11 protein-coding genes are annotated in these 13,353 nt (G+C 73.6%); 6 read left to right on the forward strand and 5 right to left on the reverse strand.

Translation table 11 applies throughout. The features are described from left to right. The coding region (locus JHAT_RS07700; RefSeq protein WP_107481860.1) for a DUF58 domain-containing protein at positions 1-1,254 on the forward strand (1,254 nt) is incomplete at its 5' end. Further along, entirely contained in the window at positions 1,251-1,886 is a 636-nt protein-coding gene (locus JHAT_RS07705) for a hypothetical protein (protein WP_077797295.1), read from the forward strand. The genes JHAT_RS07700 and JHAT_RS07705, both read left to right, overlap by 4 nt. 395 nt (positions 1,887-2,281) lie before the next feature. Here the strand turns inward: JHAT_RS07705 and JHAT_RS07710 are convergent, their stop codons facing one another. Continuing rightward, on the reverse strand, positions 2,282-3,661 hold the full coding sequence (locus JHAT_RS07710) for an APC family permease (protein WP_077797296.1): 1,380 nt from the start codon (positions 3,659-3,661) through the stop codon (positions 2,282-2,284). Between the two features lie 396 nt (positions 3,662-4,057). Between JHAT_RS07710 and JHAT_RS07715 the strand changes: the two genes are divergently transcribed. Continuing rightward, positions 4,058-4,972, forward strand: coding sequence for a YceI family protein (locus JHAT_RS07715; protein ID WP_077797297.1), 915 nt, complete (start codon positions 4,058-4,060; stop codon positions 4,970-4,972). 62 nt (positions 4,973-5,034) lie between these two features. Here the strand turns inward: JHAT_RS07715 and JHAT_RS07720 are convergent, their stop codons facing one another. Then, a complete protein-coding gene (locus tag JHAT_RS07720) occupies positions 5,035-7,311 on the reverse strand; it encodes a FlgD immunoglobulin-like domain containing protein (protein WP_077797298.1) in 2,277 nt (758 codons plus the stop codon). A gap of 260 nt (positions 7,312-7,571) precedes the next feature. Here JHAT_RS07720 and JHAT_RS07725 point away from each other — a divergent pair, with 260 nt between their 5' ends. The 3 genes from JHAT_RS07725 to JHAT_RS07740 all read left to right on the forward strand — a co-directional run bounded on the left by JHAT_RS07725 (position 7,572) and on the right by JHAT_RS07740 (position 10,730). Next, on the forward strand, positions 7,572-8,171 hold the full coding sequence (locus tag JHAT_RS07725) for an HD domain-containing protein (protein WP_077797438.1): 600 nt from the start codon (positions 7,572-7,574) through the stop codon (positions 8,169-8,171). Between the two features lie 462 nt (positions 8,172-8,633). Continuing rightward, positions 8,634-9,464, forward strand: coding sequence for an ammonia-dependent NAD(+) synthetase (gene nadE, locus JHAT_RS07735; RefSeq protein WP_077797300.1), 831 nt, complete (start codon positions 8,634-8,636; stop codon positions 9,462-9,464). 384 nt (positions 9,465-9,848) lie between these two features. Continuing rightward, positions 9,849-10,730 carry an SDR family oxidoreductase gene (locus JHAT_RS07740; RefSeq protein ID WP_077797439.1) on the forward strand — a complete coding sequence of 294 codons (882 nt, stop codon included), beginning with the start codon at positions 9,849-9,851 and terminating at the stop codon, positions 10,728-10,730. Here JHAT_RS07740 and JHAT_RS35915 read toward each other — a convergent pair. The 3 genes from JHAT_RS35915 to JHAT_RS07755 all read right to left on the reverse strand — a co-directional run bounded on the left by JHAT_RS35915 (position 10,702) and on the right by JHAT_RS07755 (position 13,180). Beyond that, on the reverse strand, positions 10,702-10,992 hold the full coding sequence (locus tag JHAT_RS35915) for an RHS repeat protein (RefSeq protein WP_077797301.1): 291 nt from the start codon (positions 10,990-10,992) through the stop codon (positions 10,702-10,704). The genes JHAT_RS07740 and JHAT_RS35915 overlap by 29 nt on opposite strands. Before the next feature lie 170 nt (positions 10,993-11,162). Then, positions 11,163-12,791, reverse strand: coding sequence for a cation acetate symporter (locus tag JHAT_RS07750; RefSeq protein WP_077797302.1), 1,629 nt, complete (start codon positions 12,789-12,791; stop codon positions 11,163-11,165). Then, positions 12,788-13,180, reverse strand: a complete 393-nt coding sequence (locus tag JHAT_RS07755; protein WP_077797303.1) for a DUF485 domain-containing protein — start codon at positions 13,178-13,180, stop codon at positions 12,788-12,790. The genes JHAT_RS07750 and JHAT_RS07755 overlap by 4 nt, the downstream gene beginning before the upstream one ends. Positions 13,181-13,353: the final 173 nt, after the last annotated feature.

Genomic DNA, 13,353 nt, shown 5'->3' on the forward strand with positions numbered 1-13,353 from the left:
CCCGGCGGGCCGCGCCCGGGCGAGCGTACGCTGCGGCTGCTGACCGTCGCCGTCGTCGCGCTGTCCGCCGCCCTGCTCACGGGCCGGGCGTGGCTGTTGGCGCCGGCGGCGGCGCCGCTGGTGCTGCTCGCGCTCGCGCTGCCCCGTGCGTACGCCCGTCGCATCGAGACGTCGCTGACCGTCGAGCCGGGTCGGTGCTTCGAGGGCGACACCGTCACGGTCCGCGTCTCGGTGGCCCACGACGGCGGTGCCGTGCACCTCGACCCCGGTGTCACGCTCGGCCCGGGCCTGCGGCTGGACGAGGTCGTCGTCGGCCCGTCCGCGGTGACGCTGCGGCACACCGCCCTGTGCTGGGGGCGCTGGTCGCTGGGCCCGGTGGACCTCGACGTGTACGACGCCGGGGGCACCGTGCGCCGCACCGTGCGGGTCGAGGCGGCCGAGGTGTCCGTGTTCCCGCACGCCGCACAGGCCCGGTTCACGCCGATTCCGGCGCGGCTGCCGCAGCGGCTCGGAGAGCACGCCTCGTCGCAGCGCGGAGAGGGCGTCGAGGTCATCGGAGTGGGGCCGTGGGTGCCCGGGGAGCGGCAGCGGCGCATCCACTGGCCGTCGACGACCCGGCGCGGGGCCGTGCAGCTGCACCGGTTCGCGGCCGAGCGGGCCGCCGACACGGTGATGCTGCTCGACGCGTTCGGGGACGTCGTCGATCCGGTGACCGGGGTGTCGTCCCTGGACGAGACGGTGCGGGCCGCGGCCGGACTCGCCCGGGCCTATCTGCGCACCCACGACCGGGTGGGGGTCGTCTCGACCGGAGGCACCACGCGATGGCTGACGCCGGGCACCGGGGACGCGGCGTTCTACCGCATCGTCGAGAGCGTCCTCGACGTCCGCAAGGACCGGCGGTTCGAGGGGCCCGGGCTCGAGCGGGTTCCGCCGCCCGCGCTGCCGGAGGGGGCCCTCGTGTACGTGTTCACCCCGTTGAGCGACGCACGGGTCCTGAAGGTGCTGCGGGATCTTCAGGGGCGGGGGCGCCGGCCGGTCGTCGTGGAGATCCCTAGCGGTGACCCGCAGGTCGAACCCGGTGACGTGGCGGGCGAACTGGGGCTGCGGTTGTGGCACGCGGACCGGGACGCGATGCGGTTCGCCCTGCGGGACAGCGGGGTTCCGGTGCTGCAGCACACCGTGGGCGAGTCGTTGGACCTGGCGTTGGCGCCGCTGCTGTCGGGACGGATCGGGAGTCGGGGGCGGGAGCGATGACGGAGCCCGGTGCGCGGGTGGGCCTTCGGGAGCACGGGGGATACCGGGTCGGGACCGTACCGGTGCGGGTGCTCGCGGTGGCGGCCGTCGTGGCGGCGTGGCGGCCGTGGGTGGCGGTGGGCGGGGCGCGGGAGGCGGTGCTGTTCGGCTGCGCGGTCGCCTTCGCGGTGTGGGCGGCCCCGGCGGTGGACCGGCGGCCGTCGCTGGAGACCGTGCGCTGGGCGCACGTCCTGGTGCGGCACCGGACGACGGTGCTGGCGGCCGGGGTCGTGGTGATCGCGGCGTCCGGGGATCCGGCGTGGTGGGAAGGGGCCGGGACGACGGTGCTGCTGGTCGCGTACCTGGTGGCGAGTGAGACATGGCCGTGGAGGTGGGGACGCGGGGCCGCGCGGGTGTGGGGCGAGGCGGTCGGCGCCTGTGCGGGGGCCGGGGTGGTGCTGGTGGCCGCGGCGGCTCCGGTGACCGGGGCGGGGTCCGGGCTGGAGCGGCCGATCGCGGCCGGGGTCGTCGCGGGGACGACGGTGGTCGTCGGCTGGGCGCTGGGTGCCCGGTGGTGGGGCGGGAGGCGGGAGGCGCCCCGGCCCCGCGCGAGCGTCCGGCCCGCGCGGAAGCGGCGCGGCGTCGCTTCCTGAAGCGGGGACGGGTACCTCGTCGGAGACGGGGGCCGCGGAGGCCGACGGCGTGCCGCCACCGCTCACGGCCGCGGACGGGCCGGGCCGGGGCCGCGGCGGCCAGGAGCGTGGGCCGGTGGCGGCCGGGAGCGTGGGCCGGTGGCGGCCGGGAGCGTGGGGCGGCCCGGGGTTCCTGCCGGTCCTCCCCCGGTCTGCGGGGCGCCCGCCGGGGCGTTGTTCCGCCTCCTTCTTCGGCCGCTCCCCCGGCCGCCGGCACGCCTGCCCGCTTCGACCGCTTCCCCGGCCGACGGCACGCCTGCCCGGCCGTCGCGTTCCGTCGCCCTGCGCGACCCGTGCGGCGGCGCCCTCGGGCCGCGGCCGCCCGTGCGGCCTGCGCACCGGTCGCGGGGAAGCGGCTACCGCATGCCGGGCTCCCGGGCGGAACCGGCGCCGTCCGTGTCCCCCTCGCGGTCGCCGCGGCCGGTCCGCCGTACGGCTGCGAGTGCGGCGAGCACCGTTCCGACGGCGACGACCGCCAGTCCGCGCAGCCACACCTCGGCCTCGATCTGCGTGGCGAGCGCGACACAGGACGCGGCACCCAGCACGGGCAGCGCGGTCGGGGTCCGGAAGTGATCGGCGCCGCCCGGGTCGCGGCGCAGGACCAGCACGGCCGTGTTGACCATGAAGAAGACCACGAGGAGCAACAGGACCAGGGTGGACGCCAGGGTGGCGACGCTGCCGGTGAGCGCGAGGAGCATCGCCAGCAGGGTCGTGACCGCGATGGCGGCCCACGGCGTACGGCGGCCGGGCAGCACCTTGGTCAGCACGGCGGGCAGGAGGCCGTCCCGGGCCATGCCGTAGGCCAGCCGTGAGGACATGATGCCGGTGAGCAGTGCGCCGTTCGCGACGGCGACGAGGGCGATGGCGCTGAACAGGCGCGTCGGCACTCCTCCGGCAGCCTTGACGACCTCGAGCAGCGGCCCGCTCGACCCGGCGAGCCGGGACGTCGGCACGGCCGCGGACGCGGCGAGGCCCACCAGTACGTACACGGCCCCCGCGGTGGCCAGGGCGCCGAAGAGGGCGCGCGGGTAGGAACGCCGTGGGTCGCGGGTCTCCTCGGCGACGTTCACGGACGTCTCGAACCCGACGAAGGAGTAGTACGCCAGTACGGAGCCGCTCAGCACGGCCGCCGCGGCCCCCTTCTCCGGTGTGCCGAGTCGGAGGAGCCGTCCGGCGTCGCCGTCGCCGCGCAGCAGCAGCCACCCGCCGAGGACGACGATGACGGCCAGGCCGCCCACCTCGACGAGGGTGGCGACGACGTTGGCGCGGGTCGACTCCTTGATGCCGCGGGCGTTGACCAGCGCGAGCACGGCGAGGAACAGGACGGCGACGGCGCCCACCGGAAGCGTCACGAAGGCGGACAGGTAGTCGCCCCCGAAGCCCCGGGCGAGTGCGGCCACGGAGACGATGCCGGCGGCCAGCATGCAGAACCCCGCGACGAACCCGGCGAACGGCCCGAAGGCGCGCGTGGCGTAGTGGGAGGCTCCGCCCGCCCGCGGGTACTTCGTCGCCAGTTCCGCGTAGGACGCGGCGGTCAGCAGTGCCAGCAGCAGCGCGACGACGAGCGGCACCCACACCGCTCCCCCGGTGTCGGCGGCCACCTGCCCCACCAGGACGTAGACGCCGGCGCCGAGGACGTCGCCCAGGATGAAGAAGTACAGCAGCGGGGTGGTCAGCGCGCGCTTGAGCGCGGGGCCCGGTACGTCCGCCGACACGTGCTTTCCGACATTCGCCATGCCGCCTCATGTCCCCCGAACACCGGGAAACACGCTTCACGGTGGTGCGAATGGTCGAGCGGGCGTGTTCCGTCCGACCGCGACGACGGCGCCGAGGGCCGTGTGGGGACGTCGCGGATTCTTCGTGTCCTTCGCCACAGCACTTCTGCAAATTGTGGAGAGCGGGGCGGGGTGATGTGCCTCGTCGGTGCGTCGATTCACGCCGTCCGACCAGTCCGGAGGGAGTTTCACCAGTTCCAGGCCCCAGAGTGAACCCTTCCGCGCTCACGGCTTTATGATCGTCAACGAACTGTCGCCTCACGCCCGTTCCCCTGTCCGGACGATTCTTGACGACCGCGAACACGGGGGGACGGCTCGGGTCGCGCGGCGGTGACACAGTGAAGAAAGGTGGACTCCATGGCCCTCGGGCTGCTCCGACGCCGGCTTTCCCGCGGCACGTCCGGCGCCACACCGAGCCTCTCGGTCCCCCTGCCGCCCGGTGCGGGGGGAGTCGGCTTCGAGGTCGTCGACCCCCTGGGACAACCCATGGGCGGAGCCGAAGTGACCGTGACCGCCCTGGACAGCCACCGCGTCGCGACACACGGGACCACGGATCCGAACGGCTGGTTCGTGGCGACGCTGCCGGCCGGCTCCTACAGCGTGATGACGGTGGCCGAGGGCCTGTCGCCGGCCCGCGAGAACCTCGACATCACCGCCGGAGTGGCGCTGCCTCCCGTGCGTGTCGCCCTGCAGTCCGCCCGCCAGCCGGAACTCCCGACCGCCGGGACCTGGCTGTTCGACCCTCCGCACACCGCGATCCGCTTCATCGCCAAGCACGTCGGCATGGCCCACGTCCACGGCCGCTTCACCCGCTTCGAGGGCGGTATCCGCGTCGCGCCGGACATGGCCGACTCGCACGTCTCGGTGCGCATCGACGCCTCCAGTCTCACCACGGGCAACAACACCCGGGACAACCACCTGCGTTCCGCGGACTTCCTGGACGTCGAGCGCTACCCGTACATCGACTTCACCAGCACCCGGTTCGCCTACCGCGGCGGCTCGAAGTGGACGCTGCACGGCACGCTCACGATGCACGGCACCAGTCGTTCCGTCGGCCTCGACACGACCTATCTCGGAACGGTGAACGGCGGTTACGGCCAGGAGCTGCGCTGCGCCGCGCTCGCCAAGGCGGAGCTCCACCGGGAGGACTTCACCCTCAACTGGCGGTCCATGCTGGCCCGCGGCATCGCGGTCGTCGGGCCGACCGTCCAACTGGAGCTGGACGTGCAGGCGATGTACCGCACCCACGACACTCCCACGCCCCCGGAGTAGGCGACCGGCCCCTTCCCCGAGGTGGTCTCGGGGAAGGGGCCGGTGCCCGTGCGGCGCCGGGATCAGCCGGTGACCTTCACGACGCCCGAGGCCGTCGCGTCCGCGCCCGTGCCGTCCGCCGGTGCGGCGGTCAGGCGCCAGGTGTAGCCGCCCGTCGCCGCCGGGGTGCCCGACTCGGACGTGCCGTCCCAGTCGACCCGGACCGCGCTGAGGGCGCTCTCGCCCCTCCAGGTGCGGACGACCTCGCCGGTGGCGCGACGGGTGAGCGTCACCTGCCAGGAGGCCGCGGGCTTGGAGAGCCACCACGCGGCGGCCCACTCCCCGGCCGACGTCCGCGGAACGGCGGTGCGTGCGACGCGCAGCGCGGAGACCTCGTGCTGCGGCGCGGTGACGTGCACGGTGTCGTCCGCGTCGACCCAGACCAGCTTGCCGGCGCCCGGGTCGACGGTCCAGGTGGAACCGCGTCCGTCGCCTTCCGCGGGCTGCTTCAGCCCGGTGACGGTGCCCAGGTCGGCCGTACCGCCGTCCGTCCGCAGGGCCGTCAGGCGCAACGCGCCGGACGTGTCGCGGTGGGCCGTGAAGCGGTCGCCCAGCAGGACGCCGGCCGCCGGGGCGGGGTAGGTGCGCCCGGTCGCCAGGTCGCGCACGCCCGCCGCGTCCTTCGAGGCGCAGCTCCAGTACAGCAGGGTGCCGCTGTACTGGAGTTCGTCGGGCACGCAGGCGGAGCCGAGGTCGACGGTCCTGATCAGCTCGCCGGAGCGCACGTTGATCTCCTTGACCTTGCCGGGCCGGTTGGGCGCCGGCTTGAACAGCCTCTTGCGGTCCAGTGCGGCGGCCTGCGCGGGCTGTTCGCGGACGACGCGGTCGCGGGACGTGTCCACGACGTACTGCCGTCCGCCCGCCTCGTAGAGCACGAACTCCGGTGCCGTGTCCAGGATGCGGCCGCCCGTGCCCGGCAGCGGAACGCTGTCCGCCGGGTGTTCCGGGTCGTCGCCGGTCACCAGGACGTCGGTGCCCGTGTCCGGGTCGGCGGTCAGCCGGGCCAGCCCCTCGTCGGTACCGTCGGCGAAGCGGCCGGGCTCGAGGCCCGGGAAGTCGGCGAGCGCCGCGCCGTCCGCCGGGTCGAGACCGGTGCCGACGTCCTTGCCGTGCAGCGTCCGGGTGCCGGTGAGGGAGGTGACGTACCGCAGTCTCCCCCGGTCGAGGCTCAGCGCCGTGATCGCGCCGTCCGCCGTCTTGACCCGGGGCACCTGTCGCAGGAGGAGGTCGAAGACGAGCCCCGAGCCGTCCACGGCGAAGTGGTGCACGGCGCGCTCGCCGTCGGCGTCCTTGCCGAGCACGACCAGCGAGCCGGTGCCCTCGGCGCGCAGGAACGCCTGCTCCACGTCGCCGAGCAGGGTCCGCTCGGTCTCCGCTCCGGCGAACGGGGTGAGGTGCAGTGGACCGCCGTCGTCCTCGTACCACAGGACGTTGTCGCCCACCACGAAGGAGGTGACCTCGCTGTCGGGGGTCCGCGTGGCGAGTGGCACGATCCGCGGGGCGGCGGTGCTGCCGAGGGGCATGACCCGCACGCCCGGGGTTCCTTCGCGGGAGAACCAGCTGACGGTCGTCTGGGTGATCCGGAAGCTGCTCGCCTCGCCGGTCACGGGCAGCGGGACGACTCTGCCGTTGTACGCGGTGAGGATGCCGTAGCCCTGGGTGCCGTCGGCGGTGCGGTAGCCGATGAGCAGCTGGTTGTAGTAGGCGCCGAGGAGCATCGGCTCGGCGCCGGTGGTGGCTCCGGCGGGCAGCTGTACCACGGGGTCGCTCGCCGGGTCGCCGCCGCGCGCGACGCGCAACTGGTACGTGCCGTCCCCCCGGTCGACGGTGGCCAGCACCCAGCCGTTGCCGATGCGCGGGTTGAGGTACCCGGCGGGCACCCTGAGGGTGCTGGTGTTGGCCGGGTCCTCGATGCCGATCCGCACGACGTCCGTGCCGCCGTCCGCGCGCGGCCTGGTGTAGACGACGCGGTTGAACCCGTCGTGACCGCGCACGACGGCGTCCTGCGGGACGCCGTCGAGCTCCGGGACGGGCTTGGTGGTCCTGTTGTACGTCGTCGTCCAGAGGTACCTGTCGCCCTCGTGGTGCAGCACGCCCTGGGCGCCGGTCGCCAGGACCGTCTCCGTCCCCTCGCCGTAGGCGTCGGGCGCGGGTACGAGGACCTCGGCCGCCTCCGCCGCGTGTGCCGTGGCCGGCAGTGCGGTCGTCAGCCCCGCGGCGAGGACGGCCGCGACGGCCGCCGCCGTGGTGGTGCGGCGGATGCGCCGGGCGTGGCTGTTCGTGCACAGGTGATGGGACACCTGAACCCCCTTGTATGAAACCGTCAACACCCGTCTTGGGTGTGAACTCGGTCAACAGTACGTCGTTGCACGGGAGTTGTGTGGGAAACGTGTTCCACTCGTGTCGCAGGAGTGTCACAGCGCTCGGGGGGAAGGCGGCGGGGCACCGGTACCCCGGCCCGCGTCTTCGCGCGGTGGGCCGCGGACCAGGCGGCCGACGTCCGCCGGACCGCGCGGTGGACGGCCCCGGCCTCCCGTACGAGCGTTGTTACGCTCCCGTGGTGAGGATTCCGGGAACCGAAGAGATCCGTGCGCTGCACCAGAAGTACGCGCCGACCGCCGAGGCGTTCGAGCTCGTGCACACCCACTGCGAGACCGTCTGGAGCATCGCCGAACAGCTGCTCGCCGCGCCGCACCTCGGCCATCTCGACGCCGAACTGGTCCGCGCCGGCTGTCTGCTGCACGACATCGGCGTCTACCGCCTCTACGGGGACGACGGGCGGCTGGACCACGGCGCCTACATCCGGCACGGGCTGCTCGGCCACGAGATCCTGGAGAAGGAGGGCTTCCCGGAGACGCTGTGCCGCTTCTGCTCCCACCACACGGGAGTGGGGGTCACGAAGGAGGACGTCCTGAAGCAGGGGCTCCCCCTGCCCGTCGCCGACTACCTGGCGGTGACGGACGAGGAGCGGCTGGTCATGTACGCGGACAAGTTCCACAGCAAGTCCAGGCCCACGGTGTTCCTGACCGCCGACGAGTACGCCTCCCAGGTGCGCCGCTTCGGCGAGGAGAAGGTCACGGCCTTCCAGGCCCTGCGCGCGGAGTTCGGCGACCCCGAACTGACGGTGCCGGTCTTCTGCGCCGGGGCCGCCGACGGTTAGGACCTGCCGTTCGGGCCAGGGCGGCTGAGAGAAGCGACGCCTTTCGACCGACCCGAGCGGGGCGTGGTGCGCGCAGCGGCAAGGCGGAGGAGGGCGTCGACGCGGTGGGGGTCCCCCGCGCGAGCGCAGCCGAGCGTGGGGAGTCGACAACCGCCCCGCCCGGTTCCCTGCTCGGCGGCTTCCTCGCGGCCGAGTGGGGGGCTGCGCACGAGCCTCCTGGCGACGGCCACGGGCATGATGCCGTCCCCGGTCGTGATGCCGTACCCGGTCGTCATGCCGTCCCCGGTCGCGGTCGTTCTCCTCCCTCGTACGCCTGGGACGGGAGCTTCCGGCCCCGGTGCCGCCCGTGACGCCGCCGTGCTCGGAGGGACGGGCGGCCGACGCGGATCCCGCCCCGGTGAAGGCCTCCGGGCTGGGTAGGCTGAGAACGGCAGCACATCGCGAACCAGATCAGGAGCAGACGTGAGCGAGCCGGCGTCCATCGCCCAGCAGCAGGAAATCGCCCGGGAACTCCACGTGGTGGAGAACTTCGACGCCGAGCGGGAGATCGAACGCCGGGTGGCCTTCCTCGCCGAGCGGCTGACCTCCACCGGCCTGCGGTCCCTCGTGCTCGGCATCAGCGGCGGGGTCGACTCCACGGTCGCCGGCCGCCTGTGCCAGCTCGCCGTCGAGCGGGCCCGCGCCGCCGGTCACGAAGCGCGTTTCTACGCGATGCGGCTGCCCTACGGGACCCAGGCCGACGAGCACGACGCCCAGCTCGCGCTCTCCTTCATCCAGGCCGACCACGTGCTGACCGTCGACATCAAGCCCGCCAGCGACGCCGCGCTGGCGGCCGCGGTCGCCGCCGACGTCGCCTTCCGCGACGCCCACCACCAGGACTTCGTCCTGGGCAACATCAAGGCCCGGCAGCGCATGATCGCCCAGTACGCGGTGGCGGGGGCGCACGACGGCCTGGTCGTCGGCACCGACCACGCCGCGGAGGCGGTCTCCGGGTTCTTCACGAAGTTCGGCGACGGCGCCGCCGACCTGGTCCCGCTGACGGGCCTGACCAAGCGCCGGGTGCGCGCCGTCGCCGACGCGCTGGGCGCACCCGCCGAGCTGGTGTGGAAGACGCCGACGGCCGACCTGGAGACCCTCGCCCCGGGCAAGGCCGACGAGGACGCCCTCGGAGTCACCTACGACGACATCGACGACTTCCTGGAGGGCAAGCCGGTGGACGACGCGGTCTTCGAGAAGATCGTCGCGCGCTACCGCCTCACCGAGCACAAGCGCCAGCTGCCCATCGCTCCCTGAGGAAGCCGGCGCCGCCGCCGTCCGCGTCCCCGAGCCGCCCCGCACCCGGGCCACGGTCACCGTGGCCCGGGTGCGGGGCGGCGCAGGGCGACGTGAGTGTGGTGCGGGTCGAGAACACGGCTCCTCCGCCGCCACCGGACCTGGTGCCGACCCTCGTCGAACCCCTCCGGCGCGGAACGGACCGCGTGCGCGCCGGCGGTCTCCTCGTCACGGTGCGGCTTCCCGGCCCGCCGTAGGCGGCCCCCGGGCCGTTTGAGCGTCCACGGTCCGGACAGGCGAGGGTGAGCGCCGCCCGCAGGCGGCGCCGGAAGCCGCACGAACACGTGGAGGTCAGTGACTGTGGTGAGCAACGAGACGGACCGTGGCCCGCTCGACCGTCCGGCGATGCCCCAGGAGGAGGCGGAGATCGCCCCGCCGTACCGCTTCCAGCGTCAGCAGCGGCCCGGTCTCGAAGCGCGGATGGAGGTCCGTCCGCGTTATCTAGCGCCGAACTACCGGGGCTCCGGGAAGCTCGCCGGGAAGGTCGCGCTGATCACCGGGGGCGACTCCGGGATCGGCCGTTCGGTCGCCGTCCTGTACGCGCGCGAAGGAGCGGACGTGGCCATCGTCCACCTCCCCGAGGAACAGCGCGACGCCGACGAGACGCGCGAGGCGGTGGAGAAGGAGGGCCGGTCCTGCCTGCTCCTGCCGGGCGACCTGTGCGACGCGTCGTTCTGCTCCGACGTCGTCGAGCGGACCGTCGCCGAGCTGGGCGGCCTGAACGTCCTGGTGAGCAACGCCGCCTACCTCAACAGCCAGAACAGCCTGTCCGACCTGACCGCCGAGGATTTCGACCGGGTTTTCAAGACCAACGTCTACGCCTACTTCCACCTGGTGATGGCCGCCCTGCCGCACCTCTCCCACGGCGACGCCGTCATCGCGACCGCGTCCGAGGAAGCGCTCAAGGGCAGCGCGATGATGATGGACTACGCCGCCTCGAAGGCCGCCGTGGTCGCCTTCACCAAGTCCATCGCCTCGCACCTGGCGCAGCGAGGGGTCCGCGCGAACGTCGTCTCCCCCGGCCCCACGTGGACGGTGCTCAACCTCTCGGGGCAGCGCTTCCCCGACGACTACCTCACCCACCTGGGCAGCTCCTCCCCCATGGGACGCGTCGCCCAACCCGAGGAAGTGGCTCCCGCCTACGTGTACCTGGCCTCCGACGCGGACTCCAGCTTCACGGTCGGCGAGGTCATCGCCGTCACCGGCGGTCTGACGGACACGCGTTGAGAGTGTCCGGGGCCGGGGTCGCAGGACCGCCCGCCCCACGGGGCCCGGCAACGGACCGCCCGGCCACCGCGGGCGGCCGCTGCCCGGTGCGCAGGGCCGTGGCGGTCCGGGACCCGGCCGGGTCGGTCATGTTGCCGTCGGCGTCGTAGGTGTAGGTGGTGCGTGCCTTGGTCTGCGGGGAGATGGCCGCGGTGAGGTTGCCGTCGGCGTCGAACTCGGCGGTTTGCGTGCGCAGGGCGGTGCGACGGGCCGCTTGCCCCAGCTGCCTTCCTTCCTCCGGTCGGCGGCCCGGTCCTTCTTCTCCGGTACGACGTGACGTTCGCCGGGTATGGCCGACGAGATGACGAACCCGCGCCGTGCGGACGCGGGGACGAACCGCGGACTGGCCGCGGCCCGTCCCGTGGTCAGGGCGAACGCGGCCTCACACAGGCCCTAGTCGTCCGGGCTCCACGCCGGCCGGTGTCGGGACGGTCCGGCGAGGATGCGCTGCTCGACGGCCGCGTACCGGGCGCGTTCGCGCTGCGCGCCGCGGCGTCCGCCCAGGACCGTGCCCAGCCAGCCGAACGCGAAGCCCAGCGGCACCGACACCAGGGCGGTCGTCGTGAACGGGAACCAGTCGAAGTCGGCCTCCGGGAAGGCCGAGGTCGGTGAACCCGAGACCAGCCGGGTGCCCGACATGAGCACCAGGACGGTGGCCGAACCGCCGATCAGGGTGCACAGCAGGCCGGTGCGGCTGAAACGGCGCCAGAACAGCGAGTAGACCAGGGCCGGGGCGATGGCCGAGGCGCCCGTGCAGAAGGACAGCGTCGCGAGGGGCTGCAGGCTGCGGTGCTGGGCGAGCGCCGCCAGCAGCACCACCGGTACGCCGACGATCAGCGCCGAGACGCGGGCCAGGGCCATCTCGCGCGGCGGCGCCATGCCCTTGCGGCGGGAGGCCGCGACGTCGTGCGCCAGCGAGTTGGCGCAGGCGAGCGTCATTCCGGCCACCGACGCCAGGAGGGTGAGGAAGACCGCCGTCGTGACCGTGCTGAACAGCAGGCTCTCCGTGCGGGACACCTCGGGGCCGAACGCGGCCCGGGCGCCCAGCAGGTAGGCGGTGCTGCCGCGCGGGTCGGCGGCGGTGATCCGCTGCCGGCCGACGAGCGCCGTGGCGCCGATGCCGATGACGGTGATCACCAGCATGAACAGGGCGACCGCCGACACCGCCCAGGACATGGTGCGCCGCACCTGCCGGGCGCTGCCCGCGGTGTACATGCGCATGGTGACGTGCGGCAGGCAGGCCCCGCCCAGCACGATGGCGACCTGGGTGCTGATCATGTCGAGTCCCGGATGCGGTCCGTCCGCGAACTGCAGTCCGTACCGCAGGAAGGCCTCACCCGCCCCGCTGCGCCGCGCGGCCGTGTCGACCATCGCTCCGGGGTGCCAGCCGAAGGTGTGCAGGACGAGCACGGCGACCACGAGCCCGGAGCCCAGGAGGATCACCGTCTTGAGGATCTGGATCAGGGCGGTGCCCTTCATCCCGCCCAGGGCCGCGTAACTGATCATCAGCGTTCCCGCCCCGACGATGCAGCCCGTCTTCAGGACGCTGCCGGAGAAGCCCAGGATGAACGCCAACAGCTGCCCCACGCCCGCCAGTTGCACGATCATCGTGGGGACCAGCGACAGCACGGTCACCGCGCAGGCGGTGACGCGCACGGTCCGCCCCGTCATGCGCCGGCCCAGTGCGTCGCCCATGGTGAAGCGGCCCGTGTTGTGCAGGGGCTCGGCGAGCAGGACCATCATCAACAGCAGGGACAGCAGGGTGCTGAGGGCCAGCACGACACCGTCGTAACCGCACAGCGCGATGACACCGCCGATGGTGAGCACCGTCGCCGCGGAGACGTAGTCGCCGGCGACGGCCAGGCCGTTGCGCATCGGGGACAGCGAACGGTAGCCGGTGTAGAACTCCTCCAGGTCGTCGCGGTCGGGGCCGGTCACCACGCACAGCAGCAGCGTGACGGTGACGACACTGCAGAAGGCGACGAGGGACCAGGACTGCGCGGAGCCGCCGAGGTGCGTCATCCCCGCGGCTTCCCGTCGCCGTCGTCCGGGCCTCCGTACCGGCCGACTCTGCGGGCCAGGGGATCGACGTACCGTCGCGCCGTGTACTCGAACAGGCTCACGGCCAGCCAGGTGACCGGAACCTGTACCAGGGCGAGCAGCAGGCCCGTGGGCAGACCGCCCAGGGCGCGGCGCGACATCAGGGAGGGGGCCTCGACGGTGAGGGCCAGGAAGACGGTGAAATACCCGAGGGCGGCGAGTGCGGCCACCCTGCGCTGCCATCGGCAGGCGCGGCGCAGGACCCGCAGCGCGCGGTGGTGGCCGGCGTGCGCCGACAGGTGCGAGGTGCCCGAGGGGGCCCGTCCGTTCTGCCGGCGCACGGGGTGTGACGCGGAGCTGTCGTAGGACATCTCGAACTCCTGGGCGGCCGGGGCCCGACGTCCACGGACCGCACGAGGGTGGGGGTCGGTTCGGGTCCCCGCACGCTATGCGGGGTATCGGCCGGCGAGGAGGAGATTCCGTCGAACTCCGCGGCGGCGGCCCGTGCCGCCGCGGTCCTCGGCCGTGACCCGTGGTGCCACCG

The sequence above is a fragment of the Streptomyces sp. JHA26 genome, assembly GCF_002005565.1.
GTDB lineage: Bacteria > Actinomycetota > Actinomycetes > Streptomycetales > Streptomycetaceae > Streptomyces.